This window comes from Sediminicoccus rosea (genome assembly GCF_033547095.1).
Taxonomy (GTDB): domain Bacteria; phylum Pseudomonadota; class Alphaproteobacteria; order Acetobacterales; family Acetobacteraceae; genus Roseococcus; species Roseococcus rosea.
In genome coordinates this window covers 2,495,171-2,508,776 of record NZ_CP137852.1, presented here as the reverse complement: position 1 = coordinate 2,508,776, position 13,606 = coordinate 2,495,171, and the positions used below count along the sequence as shown (strand labels likewise).

The 13,606-nt window shown below is 71.1% G+C and carries 16 protein-coding genes; 9 read left to right on the top strand and 7 right to left on the bottom strand.

The genetic code is table 11. The annotated features are described in order from the left end of the window. The first annotated feature begins 38 nt into the window (after positions 1–38). From R9Z33_RS12085 to upp, 5 genes are all read left to right on the top strand, one after another. Positions 39–419, top strand: coding sequence for a rhodanese-like domain-containing protein (locus R9Z33_RS12085; protein WP_318651544.1), 381 nt, complete (start codon positions 39–41; stop codon positions 417–419). 113 nt (positions 420–532) lie between these two features. Beyond that, positions 533–1,102, top strand: a complete 570-nt coding sequence (gene efp / locus R9Z33_RS12080; protein ID WP_318651543.1) for an elongation factor P — start codon at positions 533–535, stop codon at positions 1,100–1,102. Positions 1,103–1,230: 128 nt separating this feature from the next. Then, the gene (locus R9Z33_RS12075) at positions 1,231–2,094 is read left to right on the top strand and encodes an inositol monophosphatase family protein (RefSeq protein ID WP_318651542.1); all 864 of its coding nucleotides are present in this window, start codon (positions 1,231–1,233) and stop codon (positions 2,092–2,094) included. Further along, positions 2,094–2,543, top strand: coding sequence for an OmpA family protein (locus R9Z33_RS12070; protein WP_318651541.1), 450 nt, complete (start codon positions 2,094–2,096; stop codon positions 2,541–2,543). Before R9Z33_RS12075 ends, R9Z33_RS12070 begins: the two co-directional genes overlap by 1 nt. Before the next feature lie 55 nt (positions 2,544–2,598). Then, positions 2,599–3,240: a uracil phosphoribosyltransferase gene (upp, locus tag R9Z33_RS12065; RefSeq protein ID WP_318651540.1), complete on the top strand. Its 642-nt coding sequence runs from the start codon at positions 2,599–2,601 to the stop codon at positions 3,238–3,240. Between the two features lie 45 nt (positions 3,241–3,285). On the opposite strand, the gene R9Z33_RS12060 is transcribed toward upp, so the two are convergent. Continuing rightward, entirely contained in the window at positions 3,286–3,750 is a 465-nt protein-coding gene (locus tag R9Z33_RS12060; protein WP_318651539.1) for a nucleoside deaminase, read from the bottom strand. Between the two features lie 30 nt (positions 3,751–3,780). Between R9Z33_RS12060 and R9Z33_RS12055 the strand changes: the two genes are divergently transcribed. Together R9Z33_RS12055 and R9Z33_RS12050 are read left to right on the top strand one after the other, a co-directional pair. Then, positions 3,781–4,812, top strand: coding sequence for an LLM class flavin-dependent oxidoreductase (locus R9Z33_RS12055; protein WP_318651538.1), 1,032 nt, complete (start codon positions 3,781–3,783; stop codon positions 4,810–4,812). Between the two features lie 72 nt (positions 4,813–4,884). Continuing rightward, positions 4,885–5,910 carry a YeiH family protein gene (locus R9Z33_RS12050; RefSeq protein WP_318651537.1) on the top strand — a complete coding sequence of 342 codons (1,026 nt, stop codon included), beginning with the start codon at positions 4,885–4,887 and terminating at the stop codon, positions 5,908–5,910. A 1-nt stretch (position 5,911) separates the two neighbouring features. On the opposite strand, the gene R9Z33_RS12045 is transcribed toward R9Z33_RS12050, so the two are convergent. Next, the gene (locus R9Z33_RS12045; protein WP_318651536.1) at positions 5,912–6,952 is read right to left on the bottom strand and encodes an AI-2E family transporter; all 1,041 of its coding nucleotides are present in this window, start codon (positions 6,950–6,952) and stop codon (positions 5,912–5,914) included. Positions 6,953–6,998: 46 nt separating this feature from the next. After that, entirely contained in the window at positions 6,999–7,847 is an 849-nt protein-coding gene (gene pdxY, locus R9Z33_RS12040; RefSeq protein ID WP_318651535.1) for a pyridoxal kinase PdxY, read from the bottom strand. Between the two features lie 88 nt (positions 7,848–7,935). Between pdxY and R9Z33_RS12035 the strand changes: the two genes are divergently transcribed. Together R9Z33_RS12035 and R9Z33_RS12030 are read left to right on the top strand one after the other, a co-directional pair. Then, entirely contained in the window at positions 7,936–8,886 is a 951-nt protein-coding gene (locus tag R9Z33_RS12035; protein WP_318651534.1) for a Bug family tripartite tricarboxylate transporter substrate binding protein, read from the top strand. Continuing rightward, on the top strand, positions 8,883–9,710 hold the full coding sequence (locus R9Z33_RS12030; RefSeq protein WP_318651533.1) for a GGDEF domain-containing protein: 828 nt from the start codon (positions 8,883–8,885) through the stop codon (positions 9,708–9,710). The genes R9Z33_RS12035 and R9Z33_RS12030 overlap by 4 nt, the downstream gene beginning before the upstream one ends. Before the next feature lie 189 nt (positions 9,711–9,899). Here R9Z33_RS12030 and phnX read toward each other — a convergent pair whose 3' ends face one another. From phnX to R9Z33_RS12010, 4 genes are all read right to left on the bottom strand, one after another. Beyond that, positions 9,900–10,697: a phosphonoacetaldehyde hydrolase gene (gene phnX / locus R9Z33_RS12025; protein WP_318651532.1), complete on the bottom strand. Its 798-nt coding sequence runs from the start codon at positions 10,695–10,697 to the stop codon at positions 9,900–9,902. Continuing rightward, complete coding sequence (locus R9Z33_RS12020) at positions 10,694–11,812, bottom strand: TIGR03364 family FAD-dependent oxidoreductase (RefSeq protein WP_318651531.1); 1,119 nt, start codon at positions 11,810–11,812, stop codon at positions 10,694–10,696. The genes phnX and R9Z33_RS12020 overlap by 4 nt, the downstream gene beginning before the upstream one ends. 154 nt (positions 11,813–11,966) lie before the next feature. Next, positions 11,967–13,334, bottom strand: coding sequence for an amidase (locus tag R9Z33_RS12015; protein ID WP_318651530.1), 1,368 nt, complete (start codon positions 13,332–13,334; stop codon positions 11,967–11,969). 2 nt (positions 13,335–13,336) lie between these two features. Continuing rightward, positions 13,337–13,525, bottom strand: a complete 189-nt coding sequence (locus tag R9Z33_RS12010; protein WP_318651529.1) for a hypothetical protein — start codon at positions 13,523–13,525, stop codon at positions 13,337–13,339. Positions 13,526–13,606: the final 81 nt, after the last annotated feature.

Below are 13,606 nucleotides of genomic sequence, written 5' to 3'. Positions count from 1 at the left end.
CCTAGCCTTGCGCCCGAACACCGCAAGGGGGAACGACCATGACCGTCACCGTGCAGGCCATGCTGGCCGCCGCCAATGCCGCCGTGCCGCGCATCTCGGGGGCAGAGGCCGTGGCCCTCGCCGACCGGCCGGATGTGCTGATCCTCGACGTACGCGACGCGGCCGAGGTGAAGACCACGGGCAAAGCCAAGGGCGCGCTCGCCGTCTCGCGCGGGTTGCTCGAGTTCCGCGCCGACCCCGAGGCGCCGACGCATGACGCCCAGTTCGACCGCGCCAAGACCATCATCATCCATTGCGCCTCGGGCGGGCGTGCGGCCCTGGCCGGGCAGACGCTGAAGGCCATGGGCTACCAGGACGTCCGCAACCTCGGCGGCTTCAAGGACTGGGTGGCGGCGGGCGGCGAGGTCGAGCCGGGCTGAGTTCCGCCTGGCCGCATTCGGCCGGACCGGGGCGCAACCTTGCCGATCCGGGCCTCGGCGTGTAAGCCCTGCGCCCTGAGATCAACCCCAGAGAAATTAGCAGGTCACCGCCCATGGCGAAGATGCAGGCCAACCAGATGCGTGCCGGCATGGTCATCGAATTCGAGGGCCAGCGCTACACCATCCTCAAGCAGAACATCATGATCCCGGGCAAGGGCAACGCGATCATCCAGGTGGACATGCGCAACATCAAGACTGGGGCCAAGAAGGACCAGCGCTGGCGCACCGCCGATGTCGTCGAGCGGCTGACCACCGAGGACAAGGAATTCACCTATTCCTACGCCGATGGCGACAACCTCGTCCTCATGGATCCCGAGACCTATGAGCAGACGCAGGTGCCCTCCGCCATCCTGGGGGACCGCCTGGCCTTCCTGCAGGAGAACATGACGGTGAATGTCCGCCTGATCGAAGGCGATCCCGTCTCCATGGATCTGCCCGAGACGGTGACGCTCGAAATCGCCGAGGCCGATCCGGTGGTGAAGGGGCAGACCGCCTCCTCCTCCTACAAGCCGGCGCTGCTGGTGAACGGCGTGAAGACCATGGTGCCGCCCTTCATCACGGCCGGTGAGCGGATCGTGGTGCGGACGGAAGACGCCTCCTACGTCGAGCGGGCGAAGAACTAAGGGGGCTTTGCCCCCTTAAACCCCCAGCAGGGAACCAGTTCCCTGCACCCATGTTTATCGGAGGTGCAGGAACCTGAGGTTCCTGCCGGGGTCCAGGGGCAGAGCCCCTGGCCTTCAAAGGAAATCCAATGTCGGGCTCGTCCCCTCGCCTCTCCCCCGCCCTCAACGTCGTCGTCTCCGCCGTGCGCAAGGCCGGCCGGCGCCTGCTGCGCGATTTCGGCGAGGTGGAGCAGCTCCAGGTCTCGATGAAGGGCCCGGGCGACTTCGTCAGCCAGGCCGATCTGCGGGCCGAGCAATCCCTGCGCGAGGATCTCTCCAAGGCCCGCCCCGGCTTCGCCTTCCTGATGGAGGAAAGCGGCGCGCATGGCGATGCCGACTGGGAATGGCGCTGGGTGGTGGACCCGCTGGATGGCACCACCAACTTCCTGCATGGCATCCCCCACTGGGCCATCAGCGTCGGCATCGAGAAGCGCATCTCCGAGGACAAGACGGAGGTCATGGCCGGCGTGGTCTACAACCCGGCCGCCGATGAGCTTTTCTGGGCCGAGAAGGGCATGGGCGCCTTCCTGAACGACAAGCGCCTGCGCGTTTCCGGCCGGCGCGACATGCGCGAGGCGCTCTTCGCCACCGGCATTCCCTTCGCGGCCATCCCGCGCAAGGCGGAATTCACCCATACGCTGGTGCGGCTCATGCCGCAGGTCTCGGGCATCCGCCGCTTCGGCTCGGCGGCGCTCGACCTCGCCTGGACCGCGGCCGGCCGGTATGACGGCTTCTGGGAGCTTGGCCTCAACAAGTGGGACATCGCGGCGGGCCTCGTGCTGCTGCGCGAGGCGGGCGGCATCGTCACCGCGCCCGATGGCGGCGATCCCTATGCCGAGGGGCATGTGGTGGCCGGCAACCAGCACCTGCATGGCAAGCTGCGCGAGGTGGTGGCCGAGAGCATCGCCGCCGCCGCCCAGGGCGCAGCCAAGGGCCGCGCCGAGGCCGGCTGATGCCCCGCCGGCGGCTCTTCCTCGCGCTTCTTCTGCCCCTGCCGGCCCTGGCGCAACCGCTGGGCACGCCCGCCACGCCCCCCGTGGCGCTGCCGCCCATGCCGCCGCTGAACCTGCCCCGCGGCATCACGGCGCTGCCGCAGGGCATCTGGCGCGTCGCCTTCCCCGCCGAGCGCGACACGCTGGAGGCCGAGCAGCGCGCCGCGCTGGAACGGCTGGGGGCCGCGCTCCAGGCCAGCAGCATCGGCCGCATCCTGCTCAACAGCGAGGCGAGCGGCGGCGAGGACCTCTCCAGCCATCGCCGGCTCACCCTCGCGCGCGCGCGGGCGGTGAAGGCGGCGCTCGTGGCGGGCGGCCTCGCGGAGAACCGGGTGGATATCCGCGCCCTCGGCCGCACGCCGAGCGGGCGAGACGCCGTGGATGTGCTGAGCCCGACCGCCCCCCGCTGAAGCCAGGGCTGAACCCTGGATTGAACGCGGCGCGGCGGGCGGGTAAGCCCGCGCCATGAGCCAGACCCGCGCCAATTTCCACACGCCCCGCCACGCGCTGCTGCGCGCCAAGATCACCCGCATCCGCCGGCAGGAGACGGACAGCGCCACCTTCCGCCGTGTCCTCGCCGAGATCGGCGCCATCCTGGCGAGCGAAGCCCTGCGTGACCTGCCCGAGACCACCGCCGCCATCGAGACGCCGGTGAGCCGGATGGAGGCGCCGGTGCTGACGCAGATGGAGCCCTGCCTCGTCGCCATCCTGCGCGCCGGGCTCGGCCTGCTGGAGGGTGCGCGCATGGTGCTGCCCGACGCGCCCGTCGGCCATCTTGGCCTGGTCCGGGACGAGCAGACCTTGACCCCCAGCGAATATGTGGTGCGCCTGCCCAAGGACCTGGCCCGTCGGGGCGCCCTGGTGCTGGACCCGATGCTGGCCACCGGCGGCTCGGCCATCCAGGCCATCCATCGCGTGAAGCAGGCCGGCGCCAAGGTCGTGCGCTTCGCCTGCGTGGTGGCCGCCCCGGAGGGGGTTGCCGCACTCCAGGCGGCGCATCCGGATGTCGCCATCCTGGCCGGCGCGCTGGATGAGCGGCTCAACGAGCATGGCTACATCGTCCCGGGCCTGGGGGATGCCGGGGATCGGTGCTTCGGGACGGAGTGAGGGGAAAGGGCCTCCGGCAGCTGGCTCCTCGGGTCCGGGTCGGCGTCAGTAGGGCACCTTGTCCGGTTTAGCCTCCCAGAGGCGGAAGGCCTCCAGCGCCTCGCTCGCCAGCAGGCGGCGGATGGGCAGGGCGCGGGCTTCCAGGGGGCGGGCCACCTCCTCGTAGATCGCGGCGTCGTCGAAGCCGATCGCCGCCGCATCCGCACGGTCATTGCCATAGACGATCTCGCCGATGCGCGCCCACCAGGTGGCGGAGAGGCACATCGGGCAGGGCTCACAGCTCGTGTAGAGGACGGCCCCGCTCAGGTCATGCGTGCCCAGCGCCGCGCAGGCGGCACGGATCGCCACCACCTCGGCATGCTGCGTCGGATCGCGCCCGGGAACGACATTGTTGCGCCCCTCGCCGATGATGGCGCCATCCTTGACCACGACCGCGCCAAAGGGTCCGCCGCCCTCGGCGACACCCTGGCAGGCCAGCGCGAAGGCGCGGCGAAGGAACGTCTCTTCCATGCAATCCCCTGCTGCCGGTAAGCTCCGGGCATGACCTTGCCAGCGCTGTCCATCCTCGATCAATCCACCATCGTCTCCGGCAAGGGCCCGGCCGAGGCGATCCAGGAGAGCCTGGCCATCGCGCAGCTGGCCGACCGGCTGGGCTATGCCCGCTACTGGCTGGCCGAGCACCACAACAGCCAGAGCCATGCGGGCAGCGCGCCCGAGATCCTGATCAGCGCCATCGCCGCCACCACGCGGCGCATCCGCGTCGGCAGCGCGGGCGTCATGCTGCCGCATTATTCCGCGTTGAAGGTGGCCGAGCAGTTCCGCGCGCTGGAAGCCATCGCGCCCGGCCGCATCGACCTCGGTCTCGGCCGCGCGCCGGGCAGTGACGGGCGTACCGCCTATGCGCTCAACCCCAACGCCGCCAGCGCCGCCGACCACTTCCCCGCGCAATTGCGCGACCTGCTGGGCTGGCTCGGCGATGGCCTGCCCGAGAACCACCCCTTCCGGGAGGTGCGCGCCAGCCCCGAGGTGGCGACGGCGCCCGAGGTCTGGGTGCTGGGCTCCAGCGACTATGGCGCGCAGGTCGCGGCCTTCTTCGGCCTTCCCTACTGCTTCGCCCACTTCATCACCGACGGGCGCGGTGCCGCCGAGGCGCTGCACATGTATCGCGAGGGGTATCGCGACATGCGCGGCCAGCCGCCCAACGCCGCCGTCGCCGTCTATGCGCTGGCGGCCGATACGGTGGCGGAGGCCGAGCGCCTCTTTGCGCCCCGCGCCCTTTGGCGCCTGCACCGCGACCGCGGCAGCTTCCCCCCCTTCCCGACCGCCGAGGAGGCGCTGGCCCACCCCTATTCCGAAGCCGAGCGCGCGCGAATCGAACGCATGCGGGCCACGGCCATCATCGGCACGGGCGAGCAGGTGCGGGACCGGCTGGCGGCGCTCGCTGCCGAGCTTGGCGTGCAGGAAGTGGCGGTGCTCACGCCCTGCCATGACGCGGCCGCCCGCGCCCGCAGCGTGACATTGCTGGCCGAGGCCTTCGGGCTCACGCAACCCATGCCGCTCGCTGCCGAATAGCCCATGGGTTGACGCTGCGCGCCTGCGGGTGGACCGTCTGGCGATCCTAGTCAGACTTGATTGCGAGCATCCATGGCAGCCCCGACCAGCGCACCCAGCGCCGCCCAATCCTTTCCGGACCGGCTGCGCAGCCTGGCCCCTGGCCTCGGCCTCTGCCTGGTGATCGCGGCCATCGCCATCATCATCCGCAACATGACCGGCATCGCGGCCTTGAACCCGGTGGTGGTGGCGCTGGTGCTGGGCGTGGGACTCGGCGCGGTGATCGGCCGGCCAGCCAGCCTCAAGCCCGGCATCAGCTATGCGGTGCGGCCTGTGCTGCGTGCCGCCATCGTGTTGCTGGGCTTCCAGGTCACGCTCGGCATGCTGGCCTCGCTCGGCCTGGGCGCGCTGGTGCTCGCCTTCCTGGTGGTGGGGCTGACGCTGCCCTTCACCATCTGGCTCGGCCGCGTCATGGGCGTGGACCCGAAGCTTTCGCTGCTGATCGGCACCGGCACGGCGATCTGCGGCGCATCCGCCATCGTCGCGGCCAACCAGGTGGCGCGCGGCAAGGATGAGGACGTGACCTATGCGCTCGCCGTCATCACGCTCTGCGGCACCGTCGCGCTGATCACCTTCCCCTATCTGGGCGACCTCATGGGCATGTCGGCCAACACCTACGGCCTCTGGGCCGGGGCCGCGATCCATGAGGTGGTGCAGGCGGTGGGCGCCGCGGCCGCCGGCGGGCCGGAGGCGGCGCAGACCGGCACCGTCATGAAGCTCGCCCGCGTCTTCCTGCTGGCGCCGGCCGTCGTGGCGCTCGGCTGGTGGGTGGCGAAGAGCCACATGGGCGAGGCCGGGCACGCCAAGGCGCCCGTGCCCTGGTTCGCCTTCGGCTTCCTGGCGCTGGTCGTCATCGGCAGCACGGGCCTTGTCCCCAAGGCGGTGGTGGAGGCCTCGCGCTTCGTGGTGCCCATCATGCTGGCGGCCTCGGTCGCGGCGCTGGGCCTGCAGACCGACCTGCGGGCGCTGCATGCGCGGGGGGCGGCGCCGCTGCTGCTGGGCGTGGCCAGCACGCTCTTCATCACGCTGCTGGCGCTGCTGGGCGTGGCGGTGATCTGACTCACCTCACCGGGCCGGGCGTCCCCGGCTCCAGATAGCCCCGCACGTAGAGCAGGTGCGTCAGCGTGAGCAGGACCGCCACCAGGGGCGTGGCCAGCGCCAGGCCGAGCAGCCCCGAGACGCCGGCCATCAGCAACTGCGCCGCCAGGATCAGCGCCGGCGGCAGCGCGATGCTCCGGCTCTGGATCAGGGGCGTCGTCACATTACCCTCGATGACCTGCACCAGGATGTAGAGCGCCACCACATAGAGCGCGAGCATGGGGCTCTCCGCCAGGGCCAGGAGCACGGCGGGCGCGGCCGCCAGGATGGGGCCGAGATTGGGGATGAAGCTGAGCAGCGCCACGATCACCCCGAGCACCACCGCGAGCTTCACGCCCAGCAGCCAGAGCCCGATCGTGGTCAGGGCGCCGATCACCGCCATCGCCAGGAGCTGCGCGACCAGCCAGCCGCGCAGCGTCCCGGTCACTTCATCCAGCACGCGGAGCGCGCGCTCGCGGTCCTCGGGGGCGAGGAGCAGGACGAAGCCCGCCCGGTAGGTCGCGGGATCGGCCGCGAGGAAGATCGCGATCACGGCGATGATGGCGAGGTCCACCACCGCGCCGAAGCCCGAGGCGAGGACGGAGGTGGCCCGCCCCGCGAGCGCCCCGCCCGAGCCGGTGCTGACCACGGTCTCGGGGGAGAACTGCTCGAGCAGCCCGGGCCCCCAGCTTTGCGCGGCGATGCGCGCCCGCAGCGCATCCAGCGCCAGGGGCAATTGCTGCCAGAGCTGCACCGCCTGCTCGGCCAGGACCGGCGCGGCCACCAGCACCAGCAGCCCCAGGCAGGCCACCAGGACGAGGACGAAGCCAGCCAGGGCGAAGCCGCGGCCGATGCCCGTCCAGCGGGCCAGCGCTTCGCTGCCACCATGCAGCAGGATGGCCAGGAGGATCGCGGCGAAGACGACCAGCGCCACATCCACCGCGAAGACCAGGATCAGGAGCAGGGCCGCCGCCAGGACGATCCCGGCGACGATCCTGCGATGAATGGCCGCGTGCAAGCTCATGCCATGCAACGCTGGCGCTGGCGCCAGCGTTGCATCAGCGGGCCCCTCAGCAGCGGATCGCGTCGAACCGGCGCGAGGGGGCCACGAATTCCTCCTGCGCCGCCACCGTCAGCAATTCGCGCGAGCCCGCCTCCGCCGTGCGTCGCAGCACGCCGAAGACCGAGGAGGCGGCGGCGGAGAGCGCCTCCCCCGCATCGCCCGTCCGCAGCCGGTGGAACAGGAACAGCGCCGCGATCGCATCGCCCGCGCCATTCACGCTGACCGGCAGCAGCGGCGTCGTCACCCGCCAGAAGCGGCCGCCTTCCGCCGCGAGCATGCCGATGGAGCCCTCCGGCATGTCGGGCAGGTCGAGGCTCGTCAGCAGCACGCAGCGCGGGCCCATGGCCTGCAGCCGCGTCACCGCCGCTTCCGCCGAGGCAAGGTCGGTCACCACCATGCCGGTCAGCCATTCCAGCTCGAAGCGGTTGGGAGTGGCGATGTCAGCCATCGGCATGGCCCGGTCGCGCAGGAATTCGGGGATGCCGGGGCGCACATAGATGCCGCGCCCGTCATCGCCCAGCACGGGATCGCAGCACCACAGCGCCGCGGGGTTGGCCGCCTTCACCTCGGCCACTGCGTCGAGGATGGCAGCGCCGATCTCGGCATCCCCCATATAGCCCGAGAGCACCGCGTGGCAGGCCGGCAGCGCGCCGCGCTCGCCGATGCCCTGCACGCAGTCACGGATCAGTTGCGCGCCGAGGACCTGGCCGCGCCACGCGCCATAGCCGGTGTGGTTGCTGAACTGCACCGTATGGATGGCCCAGACCTCGGCGCCGAGGCGTTGCAGGGGAAACATCGCGGAGGCGTTGCCCACATGGCCATAGGCCACCCAGGACTGGATCGAGAGGATGTTCATCGCCTGTCCGGCATAACCCCTCCCGGCGGCCTTGCAAGCCGGGTGCGGCGGATGCCACGCTGGCTTTCCCCAAGATGGAGGCCCGTTCATGCTGCGCTACGTCCTCGCTGCCCTGCTGCTCCCCGGCATCGCCCTCGCGCAGACCTGGCCGGAGCGGCCGGTCCGCATCATCGTTCCCTTCCCGCCCGGCGGCGGGACCGAGGCGGTGGCCCGCCTGGTCGCCACGCATTACCAGGAGGTGTTCGGCCAGCCCTTCGTGGTGGAAAGCCGCTCCGGCGCCTCGGGCATGCTGGGCACGGAGATGGCGGCGCGCGCCGCCCCGGATGGCTATACGCTCTCCATGACGGCGAGCGGCCCGCTCTCCATCCTGCCGCAGATGCTCCAGGCCGGGTATGACCCGATCCGCAGCTTCGAGCATGTGCTGCTGCCCTCGGTGACGCCGCTGATGATGGTGGTGCCGACCAACCGGCCGCCCAACACCATGCAGGAATTCGTGGCCTGGGCGGCGACGCGGCGCGGGCAGATCAACTACTGCTCGATCGGCGTCGCCTCGCCCTCGCACCTCTCGGGCGAGATGTTCGCGCGCGCGATGAATGTGGAAATGACGCACATCCCGCATCGGGGCTCCGGCCCCGCCCTGGTGGACACGATCGCGGGCCATTGCGACGTGCTGTTCGACAGTTCCTCCTCCTCCGGCCCGCATATCCGCGGAGGGCGGCTGAAGGCGCTCGGCATCACGACGCGCGAGCGGCATCCCTCCTGGCCCGACCTGCCGACCATGGCCGAGCAGGGTGCCGTGGGCTACGCCTCGCAGACGTGGTCGGGGCTGGTGGCGCCGGCCGGCACGCCGGCCGCCATCGTCAACCGCCTGAACGCCGAGGGCCGCCGCTTCGCGACCAGCCCGCGCGAGCGCGAGCGCATCGTGAGCCAGGGCGGTGTCGTGGTGGACATGTCGCCGCAGCAGTTCCGTGAATTCCTCCAGACCGAGATCGCCGCCTGGGGCCAGGTCATCCGCGCCGGGAACATCCGCGCCGAATGAACCTGGATGACGAGCTGTTTCTCGCCTCCCGCGTCGCGCTGGCGGGGCTGTGCTTCTATGCGGCGCTGGTCGGCTGGCGGATGGGCATGGGCTACACCAGCCGGCCCGACCACCGGTTTCGTGGGCTCGCGGGCGCGGCCCTCATGGTGCTGGTGGGCCTGCTGCACCTGGGCAGCGGGCTGGACGAGGGCATCCGCAAGGCCGGCATCCGGGTCGAGCTGATCAACTGGGTCTGGCTCGCGGTGGATTTCCTCGTGCCGCTCTTCTTCCTCCGCATGGCCCATGCCTTCGCCGCGCGGGACCGGCTGGAGGCGGAGTTGGCCGAGGCCGCCGCGCATGACCCACTGACCGGCCTGCCCAACCGCATGGGCTTCGCGCGGCTGGCCGAGGCCGCCCTCGCCCGCGCGGCGCGCCAGGGTCAGCCGAGCGTCGCCGTCATGCTCGACATTGACCACTTCAAGTCGGTGAATGACGGATGGGGCCATGCCGCGGGCGATACGCTGCTGAAGGGCGTGGCCAGGGCCGCCCAAGGCGCAATCCGGCGCGAGGATGCGCTGGGCCGCGTGGGCGGGGAGGAATTCGCGCTTGTCCTGCCCGGCCTCACGCCCAGCGAGGCGCTGCCCCTGGTGAACCGCCTGCGCGAGGCGATCACCGAGATCGTGCCGCATCCGGGCGCGCCGGCGCGCCGGCTGACGCTGTCGGCCGGCATCGCGGCCATCGAAAGCTCGGATGTGCTGGCGCTGGAGCGCGGCTTCCAGGCGGCGGACCAGGCGCTCTATGCCGCGAAGGAAGGCGGGCGCGACCAGGCGCGGATCGCGGGCTAGCGCATGATGCGTCGAGGCGGAATCGCCGAAACGCTGAAGCATCCTCTCAGCCAAGCCTGGGCCATGCGGCGTGAACGCAGCGTGGTCCAGCGCCGGTTCAACGCAAGCAGGGGCGGTGAAACGGCTCCAGGCATTGGTTTTGCCGCATGATCCGCGTCATCAGGCGAGGCGGCTTGGCTTAAGAAGGCCTCAGGGCTTCTCGCCCGCCGCCATCCGCGCCTCGATCGCGGCCACCGCGCGCGGCAGGTCGGCGATGGAATCCACGACGAGATGCGCGCCCGACGCGGTCAGTTCCGCCGTCGCGCGCGCCCGCATCACGGCCTTATCGGCTTCGCTCGCCAGCGCCATCTCCGCCTCGGAGAGCCCCGCGATATTGCCGGACAGCGCGAAGCCCACGGCCCAGCAGCCCGCGTTCCGCGCCTCGCCGATGCCAGGCGGCGTGTCGTCGCATTTGACGACGGTGTCGGCGGGCCAGATGCCCATCCGTGCCATCGCGTACCACATCTGCAGCGGCGCGGGCCGGCCGGCCGGCAGGTCGCCCGCGCAGACCATCACCTCGGGCGTGAAGCCCTGGGCGGCGGCGAGCGGCGCCAGCTCCTCCATGATCGGGCGGGTATAGCCGGTGGTGGAACCGATGCGGATGCCGCGCGCCCGGCACCAATCCAGTGCCGCGCGCGCGCCAGCGATCAGCGTCGAATGCTCGGGCGTCTTCACGGCGGCGACGTTCAGCGGCTCGAAGACGGCGAAGATCGCCTCCATGTCCGCCTCGTCGAAGTCATGCCCGCGCTTCGCGCGCCAGACCCCGTTCACCGCGCGGCCAACGAGGCGGATGTGGTCGTGCTTGGCCATGCCCATGGGCCCGCGCGCATCCTCGATGCTGATCGCCACGCCGAAATGCGCGAAGGCCTTCACGAAGGCCGCCATGGGGGCCCGGCTGCCATGGTCGAGCACGGTGCCCGCCCAGTCGAGGATGACGGCCTGGATCATTCGGAAAACTCCATCTGCATCAGATCCGCGAGAACCTCCTCGGCGAGGCCGAAGGCCGTGGAGGCGCCGGTGCCGGAGGTGACGGAGACGAGCCGCACGCCGGGCATGGGCGCCTCGAAGAAGGCATCCTCGGGGCCGGAGGGGTAGATGCCGATCCAGCGTTCCGTCACCGGCGGCGGCGCGCCCAGCACGGCGGCGAATTCCTCCAGGATCAGCGCATCCACGGCTTCCGGCTGGAAGGGGTCGGGCGTGGCCGCGTAGTGATGGCTGTCGCCCACGACGAGGCTGCCATCGGCCGATTGCACGACGATCAGGTGCACGCCGTTGTCGAGCTGCGGCTTCTGCTCCGCCTCCAGCCGCGCGCGCAGCGCGGGCAGCGAGGGGGCGCCGTGATAGCCGCGGTAGCGATGCAGGCCGAGGTCGCTCATCACCGGCGCGGGCAGCCGCCAGCCGGGATCCGCCAGGCGCAACATGTGCAGCTTGCACAGCGTGGTCCGGCGGGCGGCGAAGGCCTCGGGGAAGAGGGAAGTGAGGTCCGTCCCTGGACACACCACGATGTGGGGCGCGGTGAAGCGGCCCTGTGGCGTATGCACCGCGCCTGTCTCGACCGAGAGCGCCGCGCATTGCGGGAAGATCGCGACGCCATGGCGTTCGGCCAGCCAGGCGCGCAGCCGGGGCAACGCCTCGCGGCTTTCCACGCGGAGTTCGTGCGGCGAATGCAGCGCGCCCATCAGGCCGGGCGCGAGGGGCGCCGGCATCTCATCGGGGCGGAGGATGCGGCAGCCCTCGCCCATCGGTCCCGCCGCGAATTCCTCGATGACCGCCAGCGCCTCGGGCCGGCGCGCGGCCATCAGCAGGCCGCGTTGCAGCACGGGGATGCCGGCCTCCTCCGCCACGCCCGCCCAGACCGCGCGCGCGCGGCGGGCGCGGCGCCAGGTGTGCGGCCAGCCCTGGCCGGTGACGGTGACGAAGCCGAAATTGCGGATGGAGGCGCCATTGGGCTGCGCATCCCGGTCCAGCACCGCCACGCGGTGCCCGGCGCGGGCGGCGGCCAGGGCGTGGGCAAGGCCGACGATGCCATGGCCGATGACGATCAGGTCGTAGCTGCGTTCCAACTCCGGTCTCCTCTTGAGGGACATCGCCCCTCAACCTCCCCAGCAGGGTGAAAACCTGCGTGGTCTTCACCCGTTGCCCGCACCTCCGACACGCGGGGTGCAGGGGACTTGTTCCCTGCTGGGGGAGCGCCAGGGGGCAAGGCCCCCTCGCTGATCAGGGCCGCTTCGCGCGGGCGCCGTTCTCCCGCTCCACCGCATGGCCCGCCGCCAGCACCAGCCCATCCTGCCAGGGCTTGCCGATGATCTGCGCGGCCACCGGCAGCCCGCCCTCGCCGAAGCCCGTGCAGATGGTCAGCGCCGGCCAGCCCAGAAGGTTGAAGGCGATGGTGAAGTTGGGCTTCTCGAGGCTCGCCCATTTCGGCACCTCGCGGATCTTGGGCGCCTCGCCGGGCGCGGCGGCGGTGAGCAGCAGGTCCACATCGGCCGCGGCCGCGATGCTGCGCGCGATGAGGTCGCGCCGCTGGCGCTGCGCCTGGATGTAGTCGCCCGCCGAGAGCAGGCCACCCAGCGCCAGGCGTCCGCGCAGGAATTCGCCGTATTTCAGCGGCTGGCTGCGCATCCACTCCTCATGCACCGCCCAGGCCTCGCCCGAGAGCGTGACCCAGCCCGCCGCGTTGAATTCCTGCAGCGAAGGCAGCGTGACATCCACCACGGTGGCGCCCAGCTTGCGCAGGATTTCGGCCGTCTCGTTGATGCCCTTCAGCGTCGCTGCGCTGACCGGATTGTCCACCTCATGCATGTGGCGGATCAGCCCGACGCGGCGGCCGCGCCAATCCTGCGCCAGGTCGAAGCGCGGAGCCGGGCGGTCGGCGCTGCCGGGGTCGCTCGGGTCGTGGCCCGCCATGGCTTCGAGAAGGATGGCGCAATCCTCGCTGGTCCAGGCCATGGGGCCGGCATGGTCCAGCGTCTGCGCCAGCGGATAGATGCCGGTGCGCGAGCAGAGCCCATAGGTCGGCTTGATGCCGGCGATGCCGCAGAGCGCGGCCGGCCCGCGGATGGAGCCGCCCGTGTCGGAACCCGTGCCGCCCAGCACGAGCCCCGCGGCCACCGCCGCCCCCGTGCCGCTGCTGGAGCCGGAGGTGAAGCACTCCGTGTTCCAGGGGTTGCGCGCCGGCGGCCAGGGCAGGTCGAAGCTCGGCCCGCCAAAGGCGAATTCATGGGTGGCGAGCTTGCCCATCAGCACCACGCCCGCATCGCGCCACTTGGCGACGGTGACGGCGTCCTCGCTCGGCACATTGTCGAGCAGCTGTGCGGAATGGCAGGTCGTGCGGATGCCGGCCGTCGAGTAGATGTCCTTGTGGCCGATGGGGATGCCGTCGAGCCTGCCCTTGAGCGTGCCGGCCATCTGGCGCGCCTCGGCCGCCTTGGCATCGGCGAGCGCGCGCTCGGGTGTCTCCAGGATGAAGGCGTGCAGCGCACCGTTCTGGGCGGCGATGCGCGACTCGCACTCCTTCATGAGTTCCACGGGCGAGAGCTTCTTCGCGGCGATCAGGCCCGCGGCTTCGGCGATGGTGGGGATCATGCTCACTTCTCCGTCGAGAAGGTGAAGGCCGGCTCCGCCACCAGCTTCGGCGCGGGCTTGCGCAGCGCCTCCAGCATGCCGGCGAGCTTGGCGTGGGCGTGGCGCAGGTCCTCGACCTCCGCCGCCGGCAGGGAGATGCCTGCCTGGGCCATCAGGGTGGCGAATTCTGCGGGGGGCAGCGGCTCAGGCATGGGCCAATCTCTCTCTGTTGCAGGGCAGCATAGATTGCCATGCTTGCAGGGCGTGCGAAGCGGGGGCTAGCCTTCCTCTCA